This window comes from Aquimarina sp. Aq107 (assembly GCF_943733665.1).
Lineage (GTDB): Bacteria > Bacteroidota > Bacteroidia > Flavobacteriales > Flavobacteriaceae > Aquimarina.
This window is the reverse complement of sequence record NZ_OX030782.1, coordinates 511,563-534,353: the sequence shown is the minus strand read 5'-3', so window position 1 is coordinate 534,353 and position 22,791 is coordinate 511,563. Positions and strand designations below refer to the sequence as shown.

Genomic DNA, 22,791 nt, shown 5'->3' with positions numbered 1-22,791 from the left:
ATACTATTTTTAAAATAATTCTATTATTTTTGAGTAGTGAATACTAAACTAAATTGATATGAAATCTCTTTTTGACGAAACTACGAAAAACGAAATAGAAGAACGTATTCATAGACTATCTAACACGAGTACCCCTTCTTGGGGTAAAATGGATATTTCTCAGATGTTTTATCATTGTCAGTTTCCTCTTAAAATAGCTCTTAAAAAGGATTATCCATCAATGAAACCAAGCTTACTGGCTAAATTATTCTTTAAAAAATCTTTGTATAACGACAAACCTTGGAGAAGGAGTTTACCTACTCATCCCAAATTAAAAGTTGTAGAGACTAAAGTTTTTGATCAAGAGAAAAAAAATCTGGTAGCACTTGTTAATGAATTCTCTAAAAAAAGGACCGTTTCAGAATGGGATCCACATCCTATGTTTGGGAAATTCACAAAAGATCAATGGGGAAAAATGCAGTACAAGCATTTAGATCATCATTTACAACAATTTAACGTATAGTCTGTGTATCCACCTAAACACCATCAAGACTATAATTCAGAGAACATCAAAAGCGTAGCAACTACCTACCCTTTTGCCACATTAGTCTCAGCTCAAGAAACAAAACCCTTTATTACACATGCTCCTCTAATATTTCATGGTGATAAACTGATAGGGCACATTGACGCCAATAATCCTCACGTTAGTTTATTAAAAGATAATTATCCTATCACAACTGTTTTTCAGGGGCCTCAGACATATATATCACCATCTATATACACAACAAACCAATTACCAACTTGGAATTATATAATTGCGCATGCCATAGGTACGGTTAAAGAAATTAAAGACTCTGAATTGATAAAAAAGTCCATGGTCATTATGACCGACTTTTTAGAAAGCCCTGATCAAAATTTTAAATTATCTATAAAGGACCCCAGAATGGATCGCTTAATTCCTTACATACATACTTTCGAAATTGACGTACAAGACTGGGAAGGTAAATTTAAACTAAGTCAGGACAAAGTACCTGCAGATATCGAAAATGCAAAACAGGAATTGATTAAAAACAATCAAAAAAGCGTTGCCGATTTTGTAAATGGATTATTTAAAAAGCATTTTTAGATTACATCATCTCTTTGACCTCATCAAAATCTAATCCTCCATAATTACCACTGCTCATCAGTAGTAGAGTAGCATTAGTAAAATCTTTCTGACGCAAGTATGTTTTAAACTCTTCGGGATTTGTATAAATAATAAGATCTTTTCTATTAAATGCTTTTGCTATTTGATCTGCAGATACTTCTTCCAGTTGTTTTATTTTTACTGCATTAGGTGAATAAAAAACTACTGCTTCGTCTGCAAAATCCAGTGCACCTTCATATTCTTTTAGAAATTCAGCATTAAGACTACTATATGTATGCAACTCCAAACAAGCAACAACCTTTCTATCTTTATATTGCTCTTTAACTGCCTGAGTAGTTGCACTTACTTTAGATGGACTATGCGCAAAATCTTTATAAGCAACCGCAGTATCACTTTCTGCAATTTTTTCTAATCGTTTAGAAGCTCCTGTAAAAGAAGCTATAGCTTCATAGAATTCATCCTCATCAACACCCATATGTTGACAAATCCATTTTGCACCAGCCAAATTACTCAAATTATGAGCCCCAAAAACTTCTATAGGCATCTCTCCTTCTGGAGTTTGTAAAAGAGTTTCTCCGTCCTCTACTCTATATTCTGGAGTATTGTAAGCGATTTTTCGAATTTGGTTTTCCGAATTCTCCACTACTTTAACTACTTCATGGTCTTCAGAATTATAGTTTATACTTCCTCCACGAACTATACTATCTACAAAAATCTGAAACTGTTCTACATAATTTTCAAATGTTGGAAACACATTAATATGATCCCAAGCAATACCACTAAGTAATGCTATATTAGGTTTATATAGATGAAATTTAGGCCTTCGATCTATAGGTGAAGAAAGATATTCATCACCTTCTAAAACCATAAAATCGTTTTCTTCTGTTAAATGAACCATCGTATCAAACCCTTCTAACTGGGCTCCAACCATATAATCTACTTCTTTATCATGATAATGTAATACATGAAGAATCATAGAAGTAATTGTAGTTTTACCATGAGAACCTCCAATCACTACTCGTGTTTTGCCCTTAGACTGTTCATACAGAAATTCTGGATATGAATATATTGTTAATCCTAATTCTTGCGCTTTTTGTAATTCTGGATTATCTTCTTTTGCGTGCATTCCAAGTATGATCGCATCAATATTAGAAGTAATTTTTTCAGGATACCAACCAAAAGCTTGTGGTAATAATCCAAATCTATTCAATCTGGATTTTGAAGGCTCAAAAATCACATCATCACTTCCTGTTACCTCATCTCCTTTTTGATGCAACGCCATAGCTAGATTGTGCATAGCACTACCTCCTATAGCAATAAAATGTACACGCATAATTATATTCTTAATTCAAAAAAGTAAAGATACAATCTACATTTAATTATAAAAGAAAGTAAAACCTAAAATAAGTAAAAGGTTTATTCCTATTTACAAACCAACATAAATGAACAGATATTCATTGCTATATAAGTAATGAGATATCTAATAGGTTACTGAGTAGCAATTAATGGTTGTGTCTTTTCATTTGGAGATTTTAAAAGTTCACGAAGCGTTAGAACATCTAATATCCCATCTGGATATAAGTTATTTTTTAATTCAAAATCTTTTAATGCAGTTTGTGTTTCAATTTTAAAATTTCCATCAACCGCTATAACATATCCATCTATAGTAAGTTGTTTTTGCAATTCATATACAAAAGGTCCTCGATCTCCAATTTGTAGTGTTTTCTGCAAAATTACCTTTTCGAATACATCATAAAATTCATTCTTTTGTTTTTGCTTCGAAATATCTTCGCTAGACTGCTGATTATTCTCTAGTAATCGAATCTCTTCATTAGATAATCCTTTAGATTTGTATACTGTAGATTGAAGCAAAATAGCTTCATAATACTTCACTTTTCCTAATTTTTTTTGATACTCATTAACAGCATATTGAGTCGCTACATTATCTTTTTTTGGATTTCTCACATCTATACGGTTTGCGGACCATTGGGATACAACAAATCCATTTAACGCCTCAATTGCTTCATAATAATCCATCACAACATTTTGGTTATAATACGAATTATCCACAGCATCTTTAGACACATAATTGACATTTTTAGGATGAAATCTTTGGTATTTGTGATACTGATTATACCCCATAATTAATGTTATAATAACTAATAGAAAAATAATAATGCCCTTCATAATTTAAAATTTGGTTTATAGTAAAAATATAAATGACCATCTGCTATATATAAACATAGCTAGTTTAGTTGGCTCGAAATGGATATGGACTTAATTTATTTGGGGAAAAATCAACTTTTTATTATTACTTATAAATATAATCATAAAAACAGAAATTACTAAATCTACGCCCTACAATTATTGTAGTGTATGCAGTATCGAGTATTAAAATCGACATCTACAATAAAAAATAAATATGTCAACTAATAACATTTTTAAATTAAAATGAGCCTCTTTCCGCAATATAAATCACTAAAATCAACTCCTTAATAGAACTTTAAACACTCATTCAATTAAATACTACACTAATCAAAACAAGCTTTTCCCTAATTTATCGTTGCAATTATGTAGCTTTATAAAGTTATTTACTATTTACAAATCTTCACCTAAGATATATGGTATAAGACTTGTACTATTGTTTTAACAAACACAAAAAAACCAAACAGATGAAAAAACACATCATTCTTGTTTTAATACTCTTTATTACAAACCTAAACTATATGATGGCTCAGAACGACTACAATTATAAAGATGATTGGAAAAAAGTAGAAGAATTTGACCAACAAGGACTTCCCAAATCCGCTCTAGAAATTATAGAAACGATCCATAGCAAGGCAAAAAAAGCAAACAACACGAATCAAATTACTAAAGCATTAATTTATAAAGCTAAATATAATTTAGTTTTAGAAGAAAATGCTCAGTTAACTATTATTAAAGAATTTAAAAGCGAAATTTCTAACAGTAAATTTCCAAGTAGAAATATCTTAGAAAGTATTTTGGCCAATTTATATTGGCAATATTTCCAAGAACATAGATGGCAATTTTATAATCGCACTAAAACTTCTGAAAAAGTAGATAAGGAAGATTTTAGAACTTGGGATTTAGAAACTTTGTTCGCAGAAATCCATCTGTATTATCAGAAATCATTAGAAAATGGCTTATTAGCTCAACAGACAGATCTAATACAATTCAATGACATTTTATCAGAATATGCAGATTCTAAAATATATCGACCTACACTTTTTGATTTTCTATCGCATAACGCTTTAGCCTTTTATAAAACTTCAGAAACAAGCATTACTAAACCAGCATATGCTTTTGAAATTGATTCTCCTGATTATTTAAACGATCATGAACCTTTTTCTATAATTAAACTTGACACGAAGGATTCCTTATCCTTGCAGTTCCATGCTTTAAAAATATACCAAAGTCTCATCAATTTTCATAAAAGAGACGAAAAACCAGATGCATTAATTGAGGTAAATATCGAACGCCTAAAATTTATCCATGACAATGCAACCTTTAATAATAAACAAGAACTTTTATTAGCTACTTTACTCTCTGAAAAAGAAAAACATAAAAACAGTCCATCCTCCACCCTATATGATTATGAAATCGTTACTCTTTATCAGGCGCAAGCCGCTACTTATATCCCAGAAGAAAATGAAACTCATCGTTGGGCGCTTCAAAAAGCATTAAAAGTCTGTGATGCTGCTATCGCTAAGTATCCAAAATCCAGAGGAGCTATTAATTGTGCTTATCAAAAAGAACAAATTCTTGATACACAAGTCAATTCTGTAAAATTAGAAAGTTACATTCCTATCAATAAACCATCAAGGCTTTTGGTAAACTATAAAAATCTTGAACTTCTATATTTTAAAGTATTAAAAGCTAATCAAAGTCAAATACAATCATTACAGAAAATATATGAGCCAAAAAAGAAAATAGCGTTTCTAAATAAATTATCAGAAGTTAATTCTTGGGAATCAAAACTTATTGATGAAAACGATTACCAGAATCATAATCTGGAAATTCCTATTCCCGCATTAGAACAGGGATCCTATATTATTGTAGGATCGATTACAAAAGATTTAAGTATAGATCAAACATTTTCTTATGCGGATCTACAAGTTACCAACCTAACTCTTTTAGAAAACAAGACAACAAAAGAAACTAAGTTTCAGGTTATCGATAGAAATAATGGAATACCAATTCCTAATGCTACAATTAAACTAGTTGCGGATAGTAGAAGAAATAGTTTAAATAAAACACTTACTACTAATGAAAAAGGAGAAGCGTTCTTTTCTCAAGAAGGTTATTATTACAACGTAGTAGCAACTGTAACTAAAGGTTCCGATAATGTAAACTTTAAAGGGATATATCTTAATCAATATGGAGGTGATAGTCAACCAGACAACAGCACCAGATATTCTACTTTTCTTTTTACCGACCGAAGCATATACAGACCTGGACAAACTGTATATTTTAAAGGAATTATGATGGCTACTACAGGGAAAGAAGACCCTAAAGTAGTAGCTAATAGGCCAACCTTTGCCAAACTTATAGATGTAAATGGACAAGAAGTTAAGCTTCTTAACTTTACCACGAATGAATATGGATCATTTGCAGGAGAATTTATTCTGCCTTCTTCTGGATTAACAGGTAATTATACAATCCAAACAGATAATTACAATAGTACCTATATTTCTGTAGAAGAATATAAACGTCCTAAGTTTGAGACAAATTTTAATCCGGTTACAGAAACCTATAAAGTTAATGATAGTATTAAGCTTACCGCAACTGCAATTGCCTATGCAGGTAGCAACATAACAGATGCTAAAGTGGTATATCGAGTATACAGACAAATACAATATCCTCGTTGGTGCTATTGGTATCCTAGAAATAGTGAAGAACAAGAAATCACACATGGAGAAACCAAAACCAATGATACAGGTGAATATACGATCACATTCACCGCTTTACCAGACAAAAGTGTTTCTAAAGACAATCAGCCTACATTTACATATAAAGTAATAGCAGATGTTACCGACATAAATGGAGAAACCAGAAGCACTACAACATATGTAAACGTGGGATATCATGCACTAACAGCATCTATTAATATTGCTTCAGAAATTGATAAAAACAAAAAAGATAATATTTTCAATATTACTACTCAAAATCTTAATAATGAATTTATAGCAAATTCTGGAAATCTAAAAATTTATAAACTACAAGCTCCAGAATGCCCGCTACGAGTTCGTCCTTGGAAAGCTGCAGATTACAGCAACATCTCTAAAGAAGATTTTAAAAAGTTATTCCCGCATGATGCTTATAAAAATGAAGATGACTATAGGAATTGGGAAAAAGGAAATCTTGTTTTAGAAAAAACCTATGACACCAAAGAAACTAAGGAAAATGCAAAAGGAACTAAGGACATATTGTTAAAAACTATTAAAAAATGGCAAACTGGTAAATATGTAATTGAACTTTTAACTAAAGATCGATTTGGACAAGAAGTAAAGGATGTTAAATATATAAATATTTATGATCAATCTGATAAAACTATTGCCGACAATAAATTATTCGAGATTACTACAGATAAAGAAACCTATACTATTGGAGATGATGTTGTATTAAAACTAAGTTCTGCCTCAGAAGACATTACAGTTACTTTAGACATTGAGAAAAACCAAAAAGTAATTGAAACTAAACTGATTAAGTTATCTAACAATAGTAAGACTATTAAAATACCTGTAAACAAAGAAGATTTAGGTGGATTTGCTATCACGTATAGTTTTGCCAATTATAATGCGTATCAAAGCGGAACAGTACCGATTGCAGTTCCTTATGAACCAACAGCACTTAGTATTGAAACCAAGACTTTTAGAGATAAGCTACAACCAGGACAGCAAGAAACTTGGAGTTTTACAATTAAGGGACCTAAAGGAGATAAAGTCACAGCAGAACTACTAGCCAGTATGTATGACGCTTCTTTAGATCAGTTTAAACCGCATCAATGGTATTTTAATCCAATCAATAGACCTTATTACTATTCGTACTCGCAACGAAATGCCAACAAAAGTTTTGCCCAAGGAAATTTTAATGTGTACGATCAACAACTATGGACTAACGGTTTCAAACACCAAGGATATGATCAACTAAATTGGTTTGGATTGTATTTTGGGAATTCATACAATTACCGAATGGACTCTTTCGCCTCTGGAGTACGAGGTAAAAAAAGTAGAAAATTAGCATCTGCTCCCATGGCATCTATGGAAATGGCTGCTGATGATGCAGAACTGGAAGAAGTTGTAGTGGCTGGAAATGCTCTTAAAGAAGAAAATGAAGCAGATTCCTCGAGCAAAGTTGAAAACAAAAATAATACAACAGAACCATCTTTAGAAGGAGTTAAGATTCGTAAAAACCTTCAGGAGACTGCATTTTTCTTTCCTAAATTAACTACGGATGCCGAAGGTAATATAAGTTTTAACTTTACTGCTCCAGAAGCATTGACAAAATGGAAACTGCAACTATTAGCCCATACCAAAACGCTAAATGCCGGAACACAGCTATTAGAGACCGTAACCCAAAAAGAATTAATGATTTTACCAAACCCTCCACGATTTTTAAGAGAAGGTGATCAAATTATTCTGAGTTCTAAAGTTTCTAATATTTCTTCAAAAGATCTTACAGGTGTTATCGAATTGCAATTAACGGATGCGTTAACCGGTAAATCTATTGATACCGATTTACAAAACACAAATATTCGTAAGGACTTCTCTGTAAAAGCAGCTGGGAACACTAATGTATCTTGGGAACTTTCGATTCCCTCTACTGTACAAACAGTTCAATATAAAATCATAGCAAAAGCCGGTGAATTCTCTGATGGAGAACAGAACGTATTACCTGTATTATCAAATCGCATGCTGGTAACAGAAACATTACCGATGTGGATACGTTCTAATCAAACAAAGACATTTACACTAGATAAATTAAAAGAAAACACATCGACTACATTAAAAAATCATAAGCTTACATTAGAAATGACTTCTAATCCAGCTTGGTATGCTGTGCAAGCACTACCCTACTTAATGGAGTATCCTTACGAGTGTGCGGAACAAACTTTCTCTAGGTATTATGCTAATTCTCTGGCTAGTCATATCGCAAATTCTAATCCTAGAATACGGGAAGTATTTAATCAGTGGAAAAACACAGATGCTTTGCTTAGTAATTTAGAGAAAAACCAAGAGTTAAAATCATTAATCATAGAAGAAACACCTTGGTTACGAGATGCTCAAAGCGAAACGGAACAAAAGAAACGTATCGCATTGCTTTTTGATCTTAATAAAATGAATAACGAATTACAAAGTGCTATTAATAAATTACAGCAAATGCAGTATGGTTCTGGAGCATTCCCTTGGTTCAAAGAAGGAAGAGAAAATCGTTATATCACCCAGCATATTGCTTCAGGATTTGGACATCTAAAAAAACTAGGTGTAACCAAATACGATAATAAGACTCAAAACATGCTTCAAAAAGCAGTTCGTTATCTAGATAAAGAATTTATAAAAGAATATGAAGAGCTTAAAAGATATTGTAAGCGCAACAAGATAGATATTAATGAAGACCATCTTAGTTACACGCAAATGCATTATCTATATATGCGTAGCTTCTTTACAGATATTAAAAGAGCAAATAATACTAATGAAGCTTGGGATTATTATTTAGGACAATCCAAAAAATATTGGTTAAAAAGAGGTTTATATCCACAAGGCTTATTGGCTTTAATATTACACCGAAATAACGACACCAATACTGCCACTAAAATCATTAGATCATTAGACGAAAAAAGCATCACTAGCGAAGAACTAGGAATGTACTGGAAATCTAATACTGCTAGTTGGTATTGGTATCAGGCTCCTATAGAAACACAAGCCTTGATGATTGAAGTTTTTGCAGAAATCGAACAAGAACCTAAAAAGACAGAAATTGTAGACAATCTTAAAGTTTGGTTACTAAAAAACAAGCAAACTAATCAATGGAAAACTACCAAAGCTACTACAGAGGCAGTGTATGCATTATTATTACAAGGTAGCGACTGGTTATCTGTAACTGATATGGTGGAAATCGTATTAGGAAATCAAAAAATTGATCCTAGTACCATGGAAGATGTAAAAGTAGAAGCAGGAACAGGATATTTCAAAACATCCTGGAATGGGAATGAGATACAGAAAGATATGGCAACTGCCCAAATCACTAAAAAAGGAAAAGGGATCGCTTGGGGAGCATTGTACTGGCAATATTTTGAAAATCTGGATAAAATTACCTCAGCAGAAACCCCTTTAAAGTTGAAGAAAAAATTATTCTTAAAAAAGAATACGGATACTGGTGAAGAGATTACAGAAATCACAGATAAGACACAATTAGAATTAGGGGATTTAGTTAGAGTTCGTATCGAGTTACGATCTGATCGCGCTATGGAATTTGTACACATGAAAGATATGCGTGCTTCTGGATTGGAACCTATTAATGTAATTTCCCGATACAACTATCAAGACGGATTAGGTTATTATGAAAGCACTAAAGATGCTTCTACTAACTTTTTCTTTGATTATTTACCAAAAGGAGTTTATGTCTTTGAATATGATTTACGTGTGAATAACAAAGGAGATTTCTCTAATGGCATCACTACAATACAAAGTATGTATGCACCGGAGTTTAGCAGCCATTCTGAAGGAATAAGAGTAAAAGTAAAATAGACTTTAAGCTCGAATCTAATTAATTTGATTACTAGAATATAATGATAAAAAATAGTTTAATACTTATACTTTTAATTTGTGTACTAGCAAGTTGTACTGATGGTAAAAAGCCTAAAATAGTATATGATAACAGCGGTAAAAACAAAGAAACAACAGAATTAAAAAAAGATACTACCTTAATCGAGGCGGCAGATCTGCCGATTCGGATGGATAGTACAGATTATTTAATACACCCGATTGGTTTTTTAAAAATTAGCAAATCTTGGTCTAAAACATCTTACAGATCTTCGGATTATAAGAATACCAATTTTTCTGTATCCAATCAATCTAAATATCAGATTACTGGAAACTTAACAAATTTAAAGTTTCAACATATCGATTCTGAAAAACTAGTTCCACTAACAGAAGAGACTATTACTATTCAATCAGTGACTTTTCTAAAAGAAATATTCGATCGAACTAAATTAAAGTATTTGTTATACAAGGTGATAGATAAAGACACTAATCAAGATCAAATTCTAGATTATCAAGATCTGAAATCTTTATACATCAGCAATATCGACGGATCAAACTTCACTAAGGTAACCCCAGAATATCAAGAATTAGTTAACTGGAAAATATTAGTATCCAAAAATAGATTGTATTTCAAAACTATTGAAGATATTAATAAGGATGGAGAATTTGACAAAACAGATATCATACATTATCAGTATCTGGATTTGGAAAATAAAAATTGGAAACCTAAAGAGTACAATCCTCTCTAATAAATAATTTAAACTAAGTAGCTAAAACAAAATCTTTATAAAACTAGTTGTTTTTTAAGTGTTTTGTTTTAGCTCTTTCTCAATAATAGTTTTCAAAACTTTTAGATCATTTTCACTAATCACATTAGATAAAGAAAAGGGATCAAATTCACTTGATTGCGGGTAGATAAAAACTTCAAACTCATTAATAATTATATTTTTTATTTTATCAAATGCACAGGCCTCAGAAGATTTAAGAAAAAACTGAATCTCTTCGTTATTGACATAAAAAGAAAACTTTTGATTACATATCAATTGTCGTATTTCTAAATATACACTTTGTCTAGGTCTATCTTTTTCAAGAACTGATCTCAAAATTACTAAATCATAAATATTGATGATATCCATTAAATCATATGGTAAAAAGGTATCTGACTTTGGATATATACAAATCTTTTTTTTATCAATTAAAACATCTTGTATTTTATGGCTTTCGAATTTTTCGGAAGTAGCATTACAAAACATTATTTCAGAATCTGTTTTGGGATAAATTAAACGTTTATCATCGTATTTTCGATACAAAGAAGCGAACTCATTTATTTCTGAATAAAGTTCATCTCTAAGTTGATCAATCTTTTTGATAAAATATTCTTGCGTTTTCATAATTCCTAAGCCGTTATAATTACACATACATTTTAGATCGCAAAAGGCGTATCTTTACATTAAAGATCATCTAAAAGACAATTTGTAACACTTACATCTAAAAAAATCTTATCCAGTATAGTTCGCGAAACTTAAAACCAATGAAAAAAGATTCTCTAAAACAATCCATCTTACTACTATTAATCACCTCATTAATTAACTGTTACTCACAAGACAACATCAAAAACCTAAAAGGTTTTGACATTTCGTCTGATTCCATTAATACGTTCCTTAAGACACGTATGGATTCTTTACATATTCCTGGACTTTCCATAGCGGTAATAAATAATAGTAACGTTGTTTATCATAAAACACTAGGGTACGCCAATCTCGAAAAAAAACTACCAGTTACAACCAAAACAATTTTTGAAGGAGCCTCTATGTCTAAATCCGTTTTTTCAACATTTGTAATGAAGTTTGTCGAAGAAGGAAAACTAGATCTGGATAAACCCCTGTATAAATATCTACCTTACGAAGATATTGCATATGATGAACGTTATAAAAAAATAACCGCTAGAATGATCTTGAGTCATAGATCTGGATTTCCTAATTGGAGAGAGAATGAAGATGGCAAAAAACTTACAATCAAATTTGATCCTGATACAGATTACGAATATTCTGGAGAAGGGTATCAATATTTAGCAATGGTGTTAAAACATATCTTAGGAACTGATTGGAATGGTTTAGAAACTTATTTCCAGAAAGAAATAGCAAAACCTCTAGGATTAGAACATACTACTTTCATTGAAGATGAGTATGCATTGCAACACAAAGCAGAACCCTATGATAAAGATGAGAATTGGATCGATTGGAAAAGTGAGTATTGGTATAAAAAAGATAAAGGCATATTCGTTTCTTCTTCATCTATTCGTTCCGAAGCTGTTGATTTTTCTAAATGGATGATTGGTGTTATGAATAAGAAAATCTTATCCGAAACTAGTTATAAAGAATTATTTAAACATCATTCAAAAGTAACAACCTTATCCTCTGGATTAAATGTATATTATAGTCTAGGGTTTATTACAGTAGATTCACCTTATAACAACACTTACTTTCATGGCGGATCCAATGACGGATTTACTTGTTGGTATTTGATGGATGTCGAAAAAAAATGGGGATATGTAATATTTACTAATTCTATGTTTGGAGAAAAATTGGGAAATGAACTTTGGGATTATTTTGAAAAAGAATACTAATAAATAAGCATTGTAATTAAGTGAAAGAAAAAATTAAACATGTAAAATTCGACAATAAGACAAATCCTAAATCTTACTTTGAAGTAGTCCAGCTTGAAGAACTACTGAATAGAAAGTTAGATCATGATATTTGCAAAAATCACATTGTCAAATTCTACATCATAATTTTTATTATTGAAGGAAATGGGTATCATACTATTGATTTTGTAGATTACAAATACCAAAAAGGTTCTGTTTTATTAGTTCGAAAAGATCAAATTCAAAAATTCTCAAAAAGCCCTAACGTAAAAGGATATCTACTGATCTTTACAGAAGAATTTATAGTGAGTCATATCAACAAATTAGAAGCTTTAAAATCGTTTCAATTGTTTAATGAATTAATAAGCTTTCCTAAAATTGAATTAGATATCGAAGAAAATGTTTTTTCTAATTTCTACTCTTTAATCGGGCAAATAGTATCAGAGTATAAATTAAAAGATGAGTACTCTATTAGTATTACTCGTAGTACTTTACATATACTAATAACCAAATTATTCCGTATCAAGTTTAACCATGGACAATTACCAAACAAGAAAAAATATTTAACCGAATTCTTATCACTTCAAGAAATGGTAGAAAAGAATTGTTTTACCAATAAAAAAGTAATGTTTTATGCTCAAAACATGGGCTGTTCTACTAAAACACTGAACAATATTGTACAAGCAATAGTTAATAAACCGGCCAAAAACTTCATTGATGAAATCGCCATTACGCAAATAAAAAGATTACTTATTGGCACCAATGCATCAATTAAAGAAATAGCCTACACCGCAGGTTTTGATGATCCAGCTAATTTTTTTAAATATTTCAAAAAATACGTAAAAAGCTCTCCAGAGGTCTTTAGAAAATCACATCAATAACATTTTCCTATTTTGACACTATTTAGGATAATATCTACCACTCTATTTTTTCTATACTGAAGTAATTTTGATAATACAATTCATATTATTATCAAACACTGTAAAATGAAACACACAATTAAACTTACCCTAGTTTTAATGACTCTATTTCTAAGTCATTGTGCCGAAACTAAAAAAGCAGCTACAGAAGCAAAAACTATTATGGAAGTAACCACCTTCGAAATTAAAGGAGATGTCGATCCATTAGATTTTAAAAAGAGAGATGCACAGGTAGAAAAAGATTTCACCAGTAAGCAACCTGGTTTTATCAAAAGACAAAGTGCCATTGATAAAAACGGAACATACGTAGTAATCGTTTATTGGACAAACACAGCAAATGCCACAGCATCAATGAGCAAGTTTATGAGTGATACATCTGTTGCAGATTATGCACAAATGATAAACGGCTCTACTATGAAAATGGAACGTTATGCAATGGATAAAACCTTCAATGCAGATAAAAGTAAGTTCGTAGAGGTTATGACATTTGACCTAAAGCATGATACAGATGTAGAAAAATTTAATCAACTTAATCAGAAAGTAGAAACCGATTTTACAGGAAAAAGAGATGGATTTTTACAACGACTTACAGGCATCAATGAAAAAGGTAAGCAAGCAGTTGCTATTTATTGGACAACAAAAGAAGCATCAGATGCATCTTTAGATGGTTTTATGGCTAATTCAACAGCAAAGGATTTTATGTCCAAAATGGACCAATCTAGTATGTTTATGGGACGTTATGAGTTCTTATCAGCGTATGTAACCAAAAAAGAAAAAGTAATAGCATTATTAAATAGTTTTAATACCGGTGATCAAACTCCTATTTCATATATAAATCCACAAAAGTACATTCAACACAACTTAGATGTTGGAAACGGGTTGGCAGGTTTTGGCGAAGTCATGAAAAACGCGCCAGAAAGTGGATTTAAAGCAAATATTATACGAGCTTTTGAAGACGGAGACTACGTATTTACGCATACAGAATATGACTTCTTTGGTCCAAAGGCAGGATTTGATGTTTTTAAGTTTGAAGATGGTCTCATTGTAGAACATTGGGATAACCTATTAGCGGTACAAAAACCTAACCCAAGCGGACATACACAATTTGACGGCGCTACTAAAATTAAAGACTTAGATAAAACCGAAGCGAACAAAACCAAAGTAAAAGATTTTATTGAAAAAGTACTGCTAAATGGTGAAATGGATAAGATCACTAATTATATTAATCCCAAAGAATATATACAACATAATCCTGCTGTTGCAGATGGACTAGAAGGTTTTGGAGAAGCTATGAAGTATTTTGCTAAGAATGGATTGGTTATGGAATATCAAAAATTACATATGGTAGTGGGTGAAGGAAACTTTGTACTAGCTGTAAGCGAAGGAAAATTTGGTAAAGGTGATCCTACTGCATTTTATGATTTATTTAGATTAGAAAATAGGTTGATCGTAGAACATTGGGATGTAATTACAACAATTCCGCCTAAATCAGAATGGAAGAATGAGAATGGAAAATTCTAGATCAAAATTCTTAAAACTTAAATACCCATAACAAATGCAATCATATTAAAACAATAAAAATGAAAGAAAAAGAAATTATAAGAAACGGAAAAGGCGATAATTATAATTACTCTCAGGATCATTGCTTTATTAAGCTTTCTTCTGATAAAACACAGGGAGAGTTATGTTTTGTAGAAGATACCTTAAAACCAGGATTCTATCTGGCCAGACATCATCATAAAATTATGACCGAAGTATTTTATATACTAGAGGGAGAAGTAGAATTAATTTTTGATGATGAAACAATCATTGCAAAACCAGGAGATACGATCACTGTACCTCCTTATATATGGCACGCTGCAAGTTGTCAAGAAGGAGGAAAAATGCTTACAATATTTAAAAATGGTCAATTTGATTTATACTTAGAAAAGCTATCTAAGATGTCTGATAGTGATTTTGAAGATGCTGAACTTATGAAAGCCATATCCGCAGAATTTGATATTTATGAGGAGTAAGAAATACTACATAACAATGCACCTAGACCACATATGAATTCATATGTGGTTTTGTTTTGTGGGGAATTTTACATTATTTTTAGATCCATAAAACAAAAATGCCTGTAAAGTTAACGAGATATAATACGTTTGTAAACGCTTACAAGTAATTACAAACGATACTATATGCAATACCTATACACGCATGTTGGCAGTAATTTAAAAAATAACAATATGGAACATAAAATTAAGATTAAGATTGGAACTATTGAAATTGAATATGAAGGGAACGAAAATTACTTAAAAAAAGATTTACCTGATTTAATAGATAAAATCATAAGTCTTAAAAGTTCAATTCCAGATGATATTGAGCCTCAAATTCCAGAACAAGAAAGTAATTCAGTAACAGAAGTTGAAACAACAAATAATGGTTCAACTATTCAAATGTCAACTAATTCAATTGCAGCAAAATTAAATGCAAAAACTGGAACAGATGTAACAATAGCTGCAAGTGCTCATTTAGTTTTTGTCCAAGGAAAAGATACTTTCCATCGCAAAGAAATATTAACTGAAATGAAAAAGGCGTCAAATTATTACAAAAGTTCTCACGGAAAAAATTTATCTGTTTCTCTAAAAACTTTGACAGGTAGTCACAAAATAATCGAAAGAAAAAAAGACACTTATGCTCTTTCTGCGTCTCTGAAAAAATCACTTAATGCGACATTAAATGCTGGTTGATTTAAATGACTTATTAAGTGGTGAATTTGATAGAAAAACCAAAACCCTAATTTTACTTAATTTTAATGATGCTTCACCAAAAGCAGTCAAAGAAATTAAAGAACTAGGAAAAGCTAATGGATTACGAGAAATAGAAAAATGGAATATCTCAATGGTTCTTTCTTCACTTAAAGGTTATGCATCAAAACTGAAAGATGGATGGACTTTAACATCAAAAGGAAAAAAACATCTCGAAGAACTAAAAATCATTGGTAAATCGCCTATAATAATCCATCATAAAAATTTATCTGAACAAGCCAAAAAAATTAAATCACAATATGTTCAAGATTTCATTAACGAAGCAATTATTTCGTTAGAGTATAAACTTTTAAAATCGGCAGTTGTGTTTTCTTGGATTGGAGCAATTTCTACAATTTACGAATTCATAGTAAAAAACGAGCTTTCAGATTTTAATACTGAAGCAAAAAGAAGGTTGCCAAAATGGAAAACGGCAAGTAATATAGATGGTCTTACAAGAATGAAAGAATATGACTTTCTTCAGGTAGTTGAGGGAATTGGAATAATTGGAAAAAACACTAAAAACGAACTAGAAAGTTGTTTAAAATTAAGAAATTCTTGTGGACACCCATCTACATTGAAAATTGGAGAAAATAAAGTGGCTGCACATATTGAAATTTTAATATTAAATGTTTACAAACCTTTCTCGTAAAAACTACTGCCAACAACGTGTATAAAACATAGCTAATAAGTGCTAAACCGAAAGGTTAGTTTATATTTAGAAAGTACGCCAAATTTTTAATTTGGCTTTTAAAAAGAGAAAAATTAAAAACAAAATATAAAAATTCGGCTCTGTGTTAATCCGAAAAGTTAGTGTCTTTTTGCACACTACGTTCCATACACAAGTCCGTTACAGCACATTATGGAAGCCATTTTTGAAATGATAATTATCTTGATATTCTCCTATCCCGGAGCAAGTTTTAGATGGTTTATTTCGAGATTCTGGAAATCTAAAAAAACATTCAAAGAATTTTTAAAAGATGATTCATATATGAATGGAATAATTGGATTATTAGTATTTTCTGCTCCTATAATCGTATATAATTTGATTTAACCAATTACAAAATTGGAATATTTTGATTGTGTTCAGAAGATAAAAAGGTTATAAAATCAGTATAGATTTATCAATGGTTAGGTAACATTTTGTCATGTTAAGACACATATATTTAACGTTAGCAACAAGCTAAAATGAGAGATATATTAAAATTAGCAAGAATTCAGTTTGCGCTGATCGCTTTGTTTGTGTTTTTCAAACTAATAAGACCCTCTATATTAAAGAATAATTCACCAGAATGGGTAAAAAATACATTGCTTTCATTGCCAAACTTTTTCGAGGCAGTAATCGGAGTTCTTATTTTAACTGGAATAGGCCTTTACCTAAATCTACGAGTATTGAATGAAAAAAGGCGAATCAAAAGAAATCTTTTATATGCTATTGTTCCAATAATTGGAGGAGTTTATGTTATAACTCAGGAAATGAAGATACATAATCTTGGAGGCAATAATGTTTATGATATAAATGATATTATTTTTTCTGTTATTGGTCTATTAATTGGATATCTATTTATTGTCATTACTAAACCTAATATCTATCCCGTTATGGAAAAATAAATGAATCGAATCCAGTTGCTAATAATGAGCAAGTTGTTCATTGCTCCGGGTTTCCACTGCTAAAATCACTTGCAAAACAATTATCGCCAGTTTTATTTATTAAATTAGTAGCTAAACCAAATGAACTAAACATACACAAACCGTTTAGCCAATCAGAGAACCGAAATAAACAAAATGAAGATAAAGTGCTCTTGTGAAAATATAATTATTGATCAAACAGATTATCTTAAAAATAAAGGTTATTTGATTTCTGATACTCAATGGTTTGATTTTTGGGATAATATTGATGCTGCAATTGAAAAATCTGGAGAATCTAAAAAAGAAAAAGAAGAAGCTTGTATGCAGTTAAGAAGACAAAACATATTCAAAACCTTATGGGAATGCACAAATTGTGGAAAGCTATATATTGACGGTATATATGGTGATCTGATTTCATATTCTTCTGACACAAAAAAATATAACGAAGTATTAAATAAGAAAAAATAAAAGACTACGACAAATACTTATAACGTTAAGTCTAATTTCTGGCGTTACATTATAGATTGTGATCAAAATCACAAATAAGTATTCTTAGTATAGCTATTATTGTTGATTGAGCACTAAACAATTTTTATGCACACCGAAAATAAAATCTCTCTTCGACAAACATTGAATAAATTTAATGAGTTGAGCGATGCGGAATTTTCGGAGTTTCTTAAAGTTTGTGAATACAATGAGTTCACAAAAAAAGATTTTCTACTTAAATCTGGAAATTATAATCATGGAATTTATTTTATCATTTCCGGAGCAGTTGGACTTTATGAGCTTATTGACGGAAAAGATATGTATCAAAACTTCTTTTTGGAGAATGAATTTGCTAATGAACTAAAAAGCCTTACCACACAATCCCCATCGACAAAGAATTTAATTGCACTAACAGAAACAAAATCATATCATTTAAGTAGAATAAAACTACTCGAACTTTATGAAAAATCTATTTCTTTTGAGCGATTGGGTCGCAGACTTTTAGAACATATTTTAAATGGTCAAAATGAAATATCATACGTTCTTCAATCTCTAAAACCAGAAGAACGGTACGAGTATGTAGAAAACAAAAGACCCAAACTTCTAAGAGAGGTACCTCTTACCTATTTAGCCTCTTACTTGGGTTTAGCGCGAGAAACCTTAAGCAGAATTCGGGCAAGAAAATAGAATTTTCATTTTGTGATTTTAGTCACGCAGTAGTAAACATTCAGTAAATAATTTTGCTTCATAATTAGAAAACTGAATATTATGAAAAAATTATCTGTATTACTATTGACTATCATATCGCTATGTTCTACCATCTGTAAATCTCAAACATCAAACAACTCAATGAAAATGGAAAAAGAAATCAAACAAGTGATAAAAGCTTTTATAAAAGCTGGCGAAGAACGAAATATAGAAATGTATAATGACGTCCTACACCAAGAGTTTAGAGTTATTGCTAACAAGTATCCAACACCAGACAAAACTTCCATAATTCCGTCAGCTGGTTATATCGCATTAATTACAAAAAAAGTTATCGGCGGGACGAAATATGAAGTAATTTATAATAGCATCAATATTACCCAACATTCAGCAACAGTTAGAGCAGAACTTAAAGCAGAAAAAGGTGGTCAACTTGTAACATTCTTACTTGTTCAAAATATGGAAAACAGATGGCAGATTATAGCTAATATGGCCGTGCAAAAGAAATAGGTTGTATAATTGAACCGCAAGAAAGGAGCTATAGATAACAATGTATAAAAATAATAGGGCGATTAATTCCTTGTACAAAATGAATCGCTCTTTTGCTATGTCGCTATTTTTTGCTTTAGCTTTTAAAAGCTATAAATTGTAAAACAAAAAACGATTTATATCTCGCCGAATTGATAACATCTGTTTCCGCCCTACTATTCTTAAACAAAACCGTTGACAGTTATTATGAAACAAATTGGGTAACATTTTAACTTTAAAAACGTCATATAGAAAACTAGAATCAATGAAAATATTCTTCGCAGCTTCATTTACTTTCATTTTCTCTATTTGTTTAGCTCAAAAAAATAATCCTCCAACTATCTCCGAGGCACTAAAAAAATATGACTTCATTGAAGAGCAATTAATTTATGATAAAGACACCATAACGTATTATCTAAAAAATCCTACAACAAAACCAAGCAATTTAGTGGTCTTTATCCAAGGTACAGATGCAAATCCTATTTTCTCGTATTCTATAACTTCAAATAAAACTACATATTCCCGTTGGTTTGGAGATGACTATAAAAGTTTAGATTCTACTTATACATATGCTATTATTCCAAAGCCAGGAATGGACGGACTTTATAAAGACGGTGAGATTATTATTCCAGAAAGCTATTACGAAAAAAACTATCTTGATTATAGAATAAAACAGATCGATCTATCAATTAACCATATTTTTGAAAATCATCTTACTAAACCAAATAAAATTATTGTTTACGGTCATTCAGAAGGTGCAGCAATTGGTGCTGCTTTAGCTACAATAAATGAAAAAATAACTCATTTAGGTTTTTGGTCAGGAAACGTTTTAAATAACTTTTATGAGTTTTCTCTTTTCAATAGAATTGAATCATTAAAAGATAAACTCTCTGATGAGGAAGCTCATCAAAACATAATAAATATTTTAGAATGGTATAAATCAGTTGTAAAAAATCCAACCTCTACCAAAATTGATCATTTTGGATTCACAAACAAACGTTGGTCCACTTATGAAAAAGCCCCTATTGATTATTTAACTCAATTAAACATTCCAATATATGCCCTTTTTGGAACTGAAGATGAAAGTACACCTATTGAAACTGCTTATTTGCTTCCTATTAAATTCATAGAAAATAGGAAAGAGAATTTAACTTTTGAAGTTTGTATTGGTTGCGACCATTCTTATAAAGAGAAAATAGAAAAAGAACAAACATCACATTGGAGTAAACAGTTTACTAAATTCATTGAATGGACTAACAAAACAAAATAAAAAGTTTTGTCTAAATGCTTAATAGGAAATTCAGTAATTTTAACCTCCGTATCAACCATAGTCGACACGTTATACATAAGCTTTAAAAATCAGAACGACAGATTGAAATCTTTCATAAAAACAATAGTTGTTTTTTTTACAAAAAACATTAATTTTTCAAATTTCTGGGTTAGAAATGGTGTTATACTTTCTGTAATTTCTATTGTATTAAACCATCTTTTTGAACCAAAACATTTTCCATTTAATAAAGATTATGAATTTCCTTTATTTCCAATAGTGGTTTCTATTATTGGTGGAGGTCTAATGATTCTTATCGCTCGCTTTAATTTTATATATTTTAAAAAGAAATACTTCACTAAAAACATTAGTATACAACTACTTTTACGATTCTTATTTTCAACTTTAGGGTATATTACTATACTATACTTCTTCTTTTATTTTGGTTTAAACGGTTTGATTAATGGAATTGAATCATACAGTATTTATCATTTACTAACAGGACTTTCACTCTCTCTACTAATATGCACTCTAGGAATTGCCCTTTTATTTTCCACCGATATTTACAACCTTCACAAGCTTACCACCATAAAAGGTGTTCTTAAAGTACAACAAGGAGGTAAAACCACCTTGGTTAAGTATTCTGAAATTGCATTTATATATAGTGAAAACAAAATAGTGTATGTAACAAAAACTGATGGCACCTCTGTTATTACGGATTTTACCCTTAACGAAGTTGAAAATGAAGTTAACAAACAAAGTTTTTATAGAGCCAATAGACAAACCATACTTCATACTCGTTCTGTTGAACAAATAAAATCTATAGAAAACGGTAAGTTATCGGTCTTACTCAAACCCACAATTTCTGATGAAAAAGCTTTTCAAATAAATATCAGTAGATATAAAAAACAAGAATTTATGAACTGGTTTAAGAATAAGGTATAAAATGTAATGATTATTCAGCTATTATTTTGATACCATTCAGTAAAAACGAGCTGTAAATCACTGTTTATATTGCTTTATCGTTATTACTTCGTTTAAAATTAAAAACGATAAAAAAATGAATAAAAGCTTTTTCACAACAAAATTAACACCAGTAATCGCAATAGTTCTTTGTTATATTTTATATCTATCAGGATATTTTTACATAATTATAGCCGCTTTGTTATTAATAATAGCTAGTGCTATAGAATACAAGAAAGAACTTTTTAGCTCTTTAGGTTTTCAACGTAAAAATTTAAATATAAAGAGTCTGTTAATCGTAGCACCGCTTTTGGGTATAGGCATCTTCCTATTTTATGGTTATGTAATGATGCCAATCGTTACCTATCTAACAGGGCAACCTATAGATTTTTCTGTATTCGAACCCTATAAAGGAAACTTACCTGCTTCACTAAGTTTACTTGCTCTTATTTGGGCTTCGGCAGCGTTCGGTGAAGAAATTGTATTTAGAGGGTACCTAATGAGACAATTTACTAAGTTTTTTGGATCAAGTAAGATTAGTCTTGTCATTAACATCCTACTATTTGGATTTGTCTTTGGGTGGATACATGCATATCAAGGAATAAGCGGACAGATTTTATCAGGTATTACAGGCATGCTTTTGGCTGTTATTTTTCATATCCGTAAAAGCGATTTATGGTTCAATATTGCTGTTCACGGATTTATAGATACCGTTGCATTAGTCTATATGTATTATGGGTGGCTTTAATAATTAAATACTGATAAAGACTATGTATAACGATGTCTTATCTTATATTTTTAAAACTGCAGTCCTGTTGTAGGCATTTACGAAAATCATAAGTATAAAATATTTATATTTGGCTAAGTCCCTATCCGAAACGTATCGTTTATTATCTGCCTACAATTTATTGTAATAAAAGCAAGCAAAATAAAACAAGATTGAAGGATTTA

General features: G+C 30.7%; 21 protein-coding genes. 18 read left to right on the top strand and 3 right to left on the bottom strand.

Annotated features, from left to right (window positions below):
* Nucleotides 1-58: 58 nt before the first annotated feature.
* Together NMK29_RS02025 and NMK29_RS02020 are read left to right on the top strand one after the other, a co-directional pair.
* The gene (locus NMK29_RS02025) at nt 59-502 is read left to right on the top strand and encodes a DUF1569 domain-containing protein (RefSeq protein ID WP_108802969.1); all 444 of its coding nucleotides are present in this window, start codon (nt 59-61) and stop codon (nt 500-502) included.
* Between the two features lie 3 nt (nt 503-505).
* On the top strand, nt 506-1,105 hold the full coding sequence (locus tag NMK29_RS02020; RefSeq protein ID WP_108802968.1) for an FMN-binding negative transcriptional regulator: 600 nt from the start codon (nt 506-508) through the stop codon (nt 1,103-1,105).
* Between the two features lies 1 nt (nt 1,106).
* Here the strand turns inward: NMK29_RS02020 and murC are convergent, their stop codons facing one another.
* Nucleotides 1,107-2,459, bottom strand: coding sequence for a UDP-N-acetylmuramate--L-alanine ligase (gene murC / locus NMK29_RS02015; protein WP_108802967.1), 1,353 nt, complete (start codon nt 2,457-2,459; stop codon nt 1,107-1,109).
* A 155-nt stretch (nt 2,460-2,614) separates the two neighbouring features.
* On the bottom strand, nt 2,615-3,313 hold the full coding sequence (locus tag NMK29_RS02010; protein ID WP_108802966.1) for a peptidoglycan-binding protein: 699 nt from the start codon (nt 3,311-3,313) through the stop codon (nt 2,615-2,617).
* A gap of 485 nt (nt 3,314-3,798) precedes the next feature.
* On the opposite strand from NMK29_RS02010, the gene NMK29_RS02005 reads away from it, so the two are divergent.
* Together NMK29_RS02005 and NMK29_RS02000 are read left to right on the top strand one after the other, a co-directional pair.
* Entirely contained in the window at nt 3,799-9,894 is a 6,096-nt protein-coding gene (locus NMK29_RS02005) for an alpha-2-macroglobulin (RefSeq protein WP_108802965.1), read from the top strand.
* A 41-nt stretch (nt 9,895-9,935) separates the two neighbouring features.
* Complete coding sequence (locus tag NMK29_RS02000; protein ID WP_108802964.1) at nt 9,936-10,658, top strand: hypothetical protein; 723 nt, start codon at nt 9,936-9,938, stop codon at nt 10,656-10,658.
* Between the two features lie 54 nt (nt 10,659-10,712).
* Here NMK29_RS02000 and NMK29_RS01995 read toward each other — a convergent pair whose 3' ends face one another.
* Nucleotides 10,713-11,300: a hypothetical protein gene (locus tag NMK29_RS01995; protein ID WP_159092180.1), complete on the bottom strand. Its 588-nt coding sequence runs from the start codon at nt 11,298-11,300 to the stop codon at nt 10,713-10,715.
* Between the two features lie 140 nt (nt 11,301-11,440).
* Between NMK29_RS01995 and NMK29_RS01990 the strand changes: the two genes are divergently transcribed.
* From NMK29_RS01990 to NMK29_RS01925, 14 genes are all read left to right on the top strand, one after another.
* A complete protein-coding gene (locus tag NMK29_RS01990) occupies nt 11,441-12,535 on the top strand; it encodes a serine hydrolase (protein ID WP_108802962.1) in 1,095 nt (364 codons plus the stop codon).
* A 20-nt stretch (nt 12,536-12,555) separates the two neighbouring features.
* Nucleotides 12,556-13,434 carry an AraC family transcriptional regulator gene (locus NMK29_RS01985; RefSeq protein WP_108802961.1) on the top strand — a complete coding sequence of 293 codons (879 nt, stop codon included), beginning with the start codon at nt 12,556-12,558 and terminating at the stop codon, nt 13,432-13,434.
* Nucleotides 13,435-13,539: 105 nt separating this feature from the next.
* Nucleotides 13,540-14,994 (top strand): hypothetical protein, encoded by a 1,455-nt coding sequence (locus NMK29_RS01980; protein WP_234424242.1) that lies wholly within the window; start codon nt 13,540-13,542, stop codon nt 14,992-14,994.
* A gap of 59 nt (nt 14,995-15,053) precedes the next feature.
* Nucleotides 15,054-15,488 (top strand): cupin domain-containing protein, encoded by a 435-nt coding sequence (locus NMK29_RS01975; RefSeq protein WP_108802960.1) that lies wholly within the window; start codon nt 15,054-15,056, stop codon nt 15,486-15,488.
* Between the two features lie 213 nt (nt 15,489-15,701).
* Entirely contained in the window at nt 15,702-16,205 is a 504-nt protein-coding gene (locus tag NMK29_RS01970) for a hypothetical protein (RefSeq protein ID WP_108802959.1), read from the top strand.
* Nucleotides 16,195-16,914 (top strand): hypothetical protein, encoded by a 720-nt coding sequence (locus tag NMK29_RS01965; RefSeq protein WP_108802958.1) that lies wholly within the window; start codon nt 16,195-16,197, stop codon nt 16,912-16,914. Before NMK29_RS01970 ends, NMK29_RS01965 begins: the two co-directional genes overlap by 11 nt.
* A gap of 228 nt (nt 16,915-17,142) precedes the next feature.
* A complete protein-coding gene (locus tag NMK29_RS01960) occupies nt 17,143-17,316 on the top strand; it encodes a hypothetical protein (RefSeq protein WP_254097127.1) in 174 nt (57 codons plus the stop codon).
* Between the two features lie 134 nt (nt 17,317-17,450).
* Nucleotides 17,451-17,873 (top strand): hypothetical protein, encoded by a 423-nt coding sequence (locus NMK29_RS01955; protein WP_108802956.1) that lies wholly within the window; start codon nt 17,451-17,453, stop codon nt 17,871-17,873.
* A 174-nt stretch (nt 17,874-18,047) separates the two neighbouring features.
* Nucleotides 18,048-18,359 (top strand): hypothetical protein, encoded by a 312-nt coding sequence (locus NMK29_RS01950; RefSeq protein WP_108802955.1) that lies wholly within the window; start codon nt 18,048-18,050, stop codon nt 18,357-18,359.
* Nucleotides 18,360-18,485: 126 nt separating this feature from the next.
* A complete protein-coding gene (locus NMK29_RS01945) occupies nt 18,486-19,064 on the top strand; it encodes a Crp/Fnr family transcriptional regulator (RefSeq protein ID WP_108802954.1) in 579 nt (192 codons plus the stop codon).
* A 168-nt stretch (nt 19,065-19,232) separates the two neighbouring features.
* Nucleotides 19,233-19,592: a nuclear transport factor 2 family protein gene (locus tag NMK29_RS01940; protein ID WP_159092179.1), complete on the top strand. Its 360-nt coding sequence runs from the start codon at nt 19,233-19,235 to the stop codon at nt 19,590-19,592.
* Nucleotides 19,593-19,875: 283 nt separating this feature from the next.
* On the top strand, nt 19,876-20,880 hold the full coding sequence (locus NMK29_RS01935) for a hypothetical protein (RefSeq protein ID WP_108802952.1): 1,005 nt from the start codon (nt 19,876-19,878) through the stop codon (nt 20,878-20,880).
* Nucleotides 20,881-20,982: 102 nt separating this feature from the next.
* On the top strand, nt 20,983-21,822 hold the full coding sequence (locus tag NMK29_RS01930) for a LytTR family DNA-binding domain-containing protein (protein ID WP_108802951.1): 840 nt from the start codon (nt 20,983-20,985) through the stop codon (nt 21,820-21,822).
* A gap of 115 nt (nt 21,823-21,937) precedes the next feature.
* Nucleotides 21,938-22,588 (top strand): CPBP family intramembrane glutamic endopeptidase, encoded by a 651-nt coding sequence (locus tag NMK29_RS01925; RefSeq protein ID WP_108802950.1) that lies wholly within the window; start codon nt 21,938-21,940, stop codon nt 22,586-22,588.
* The last annotated feature ends 203 nt before the right edge of the window (nt 22,589-22,791 follow it).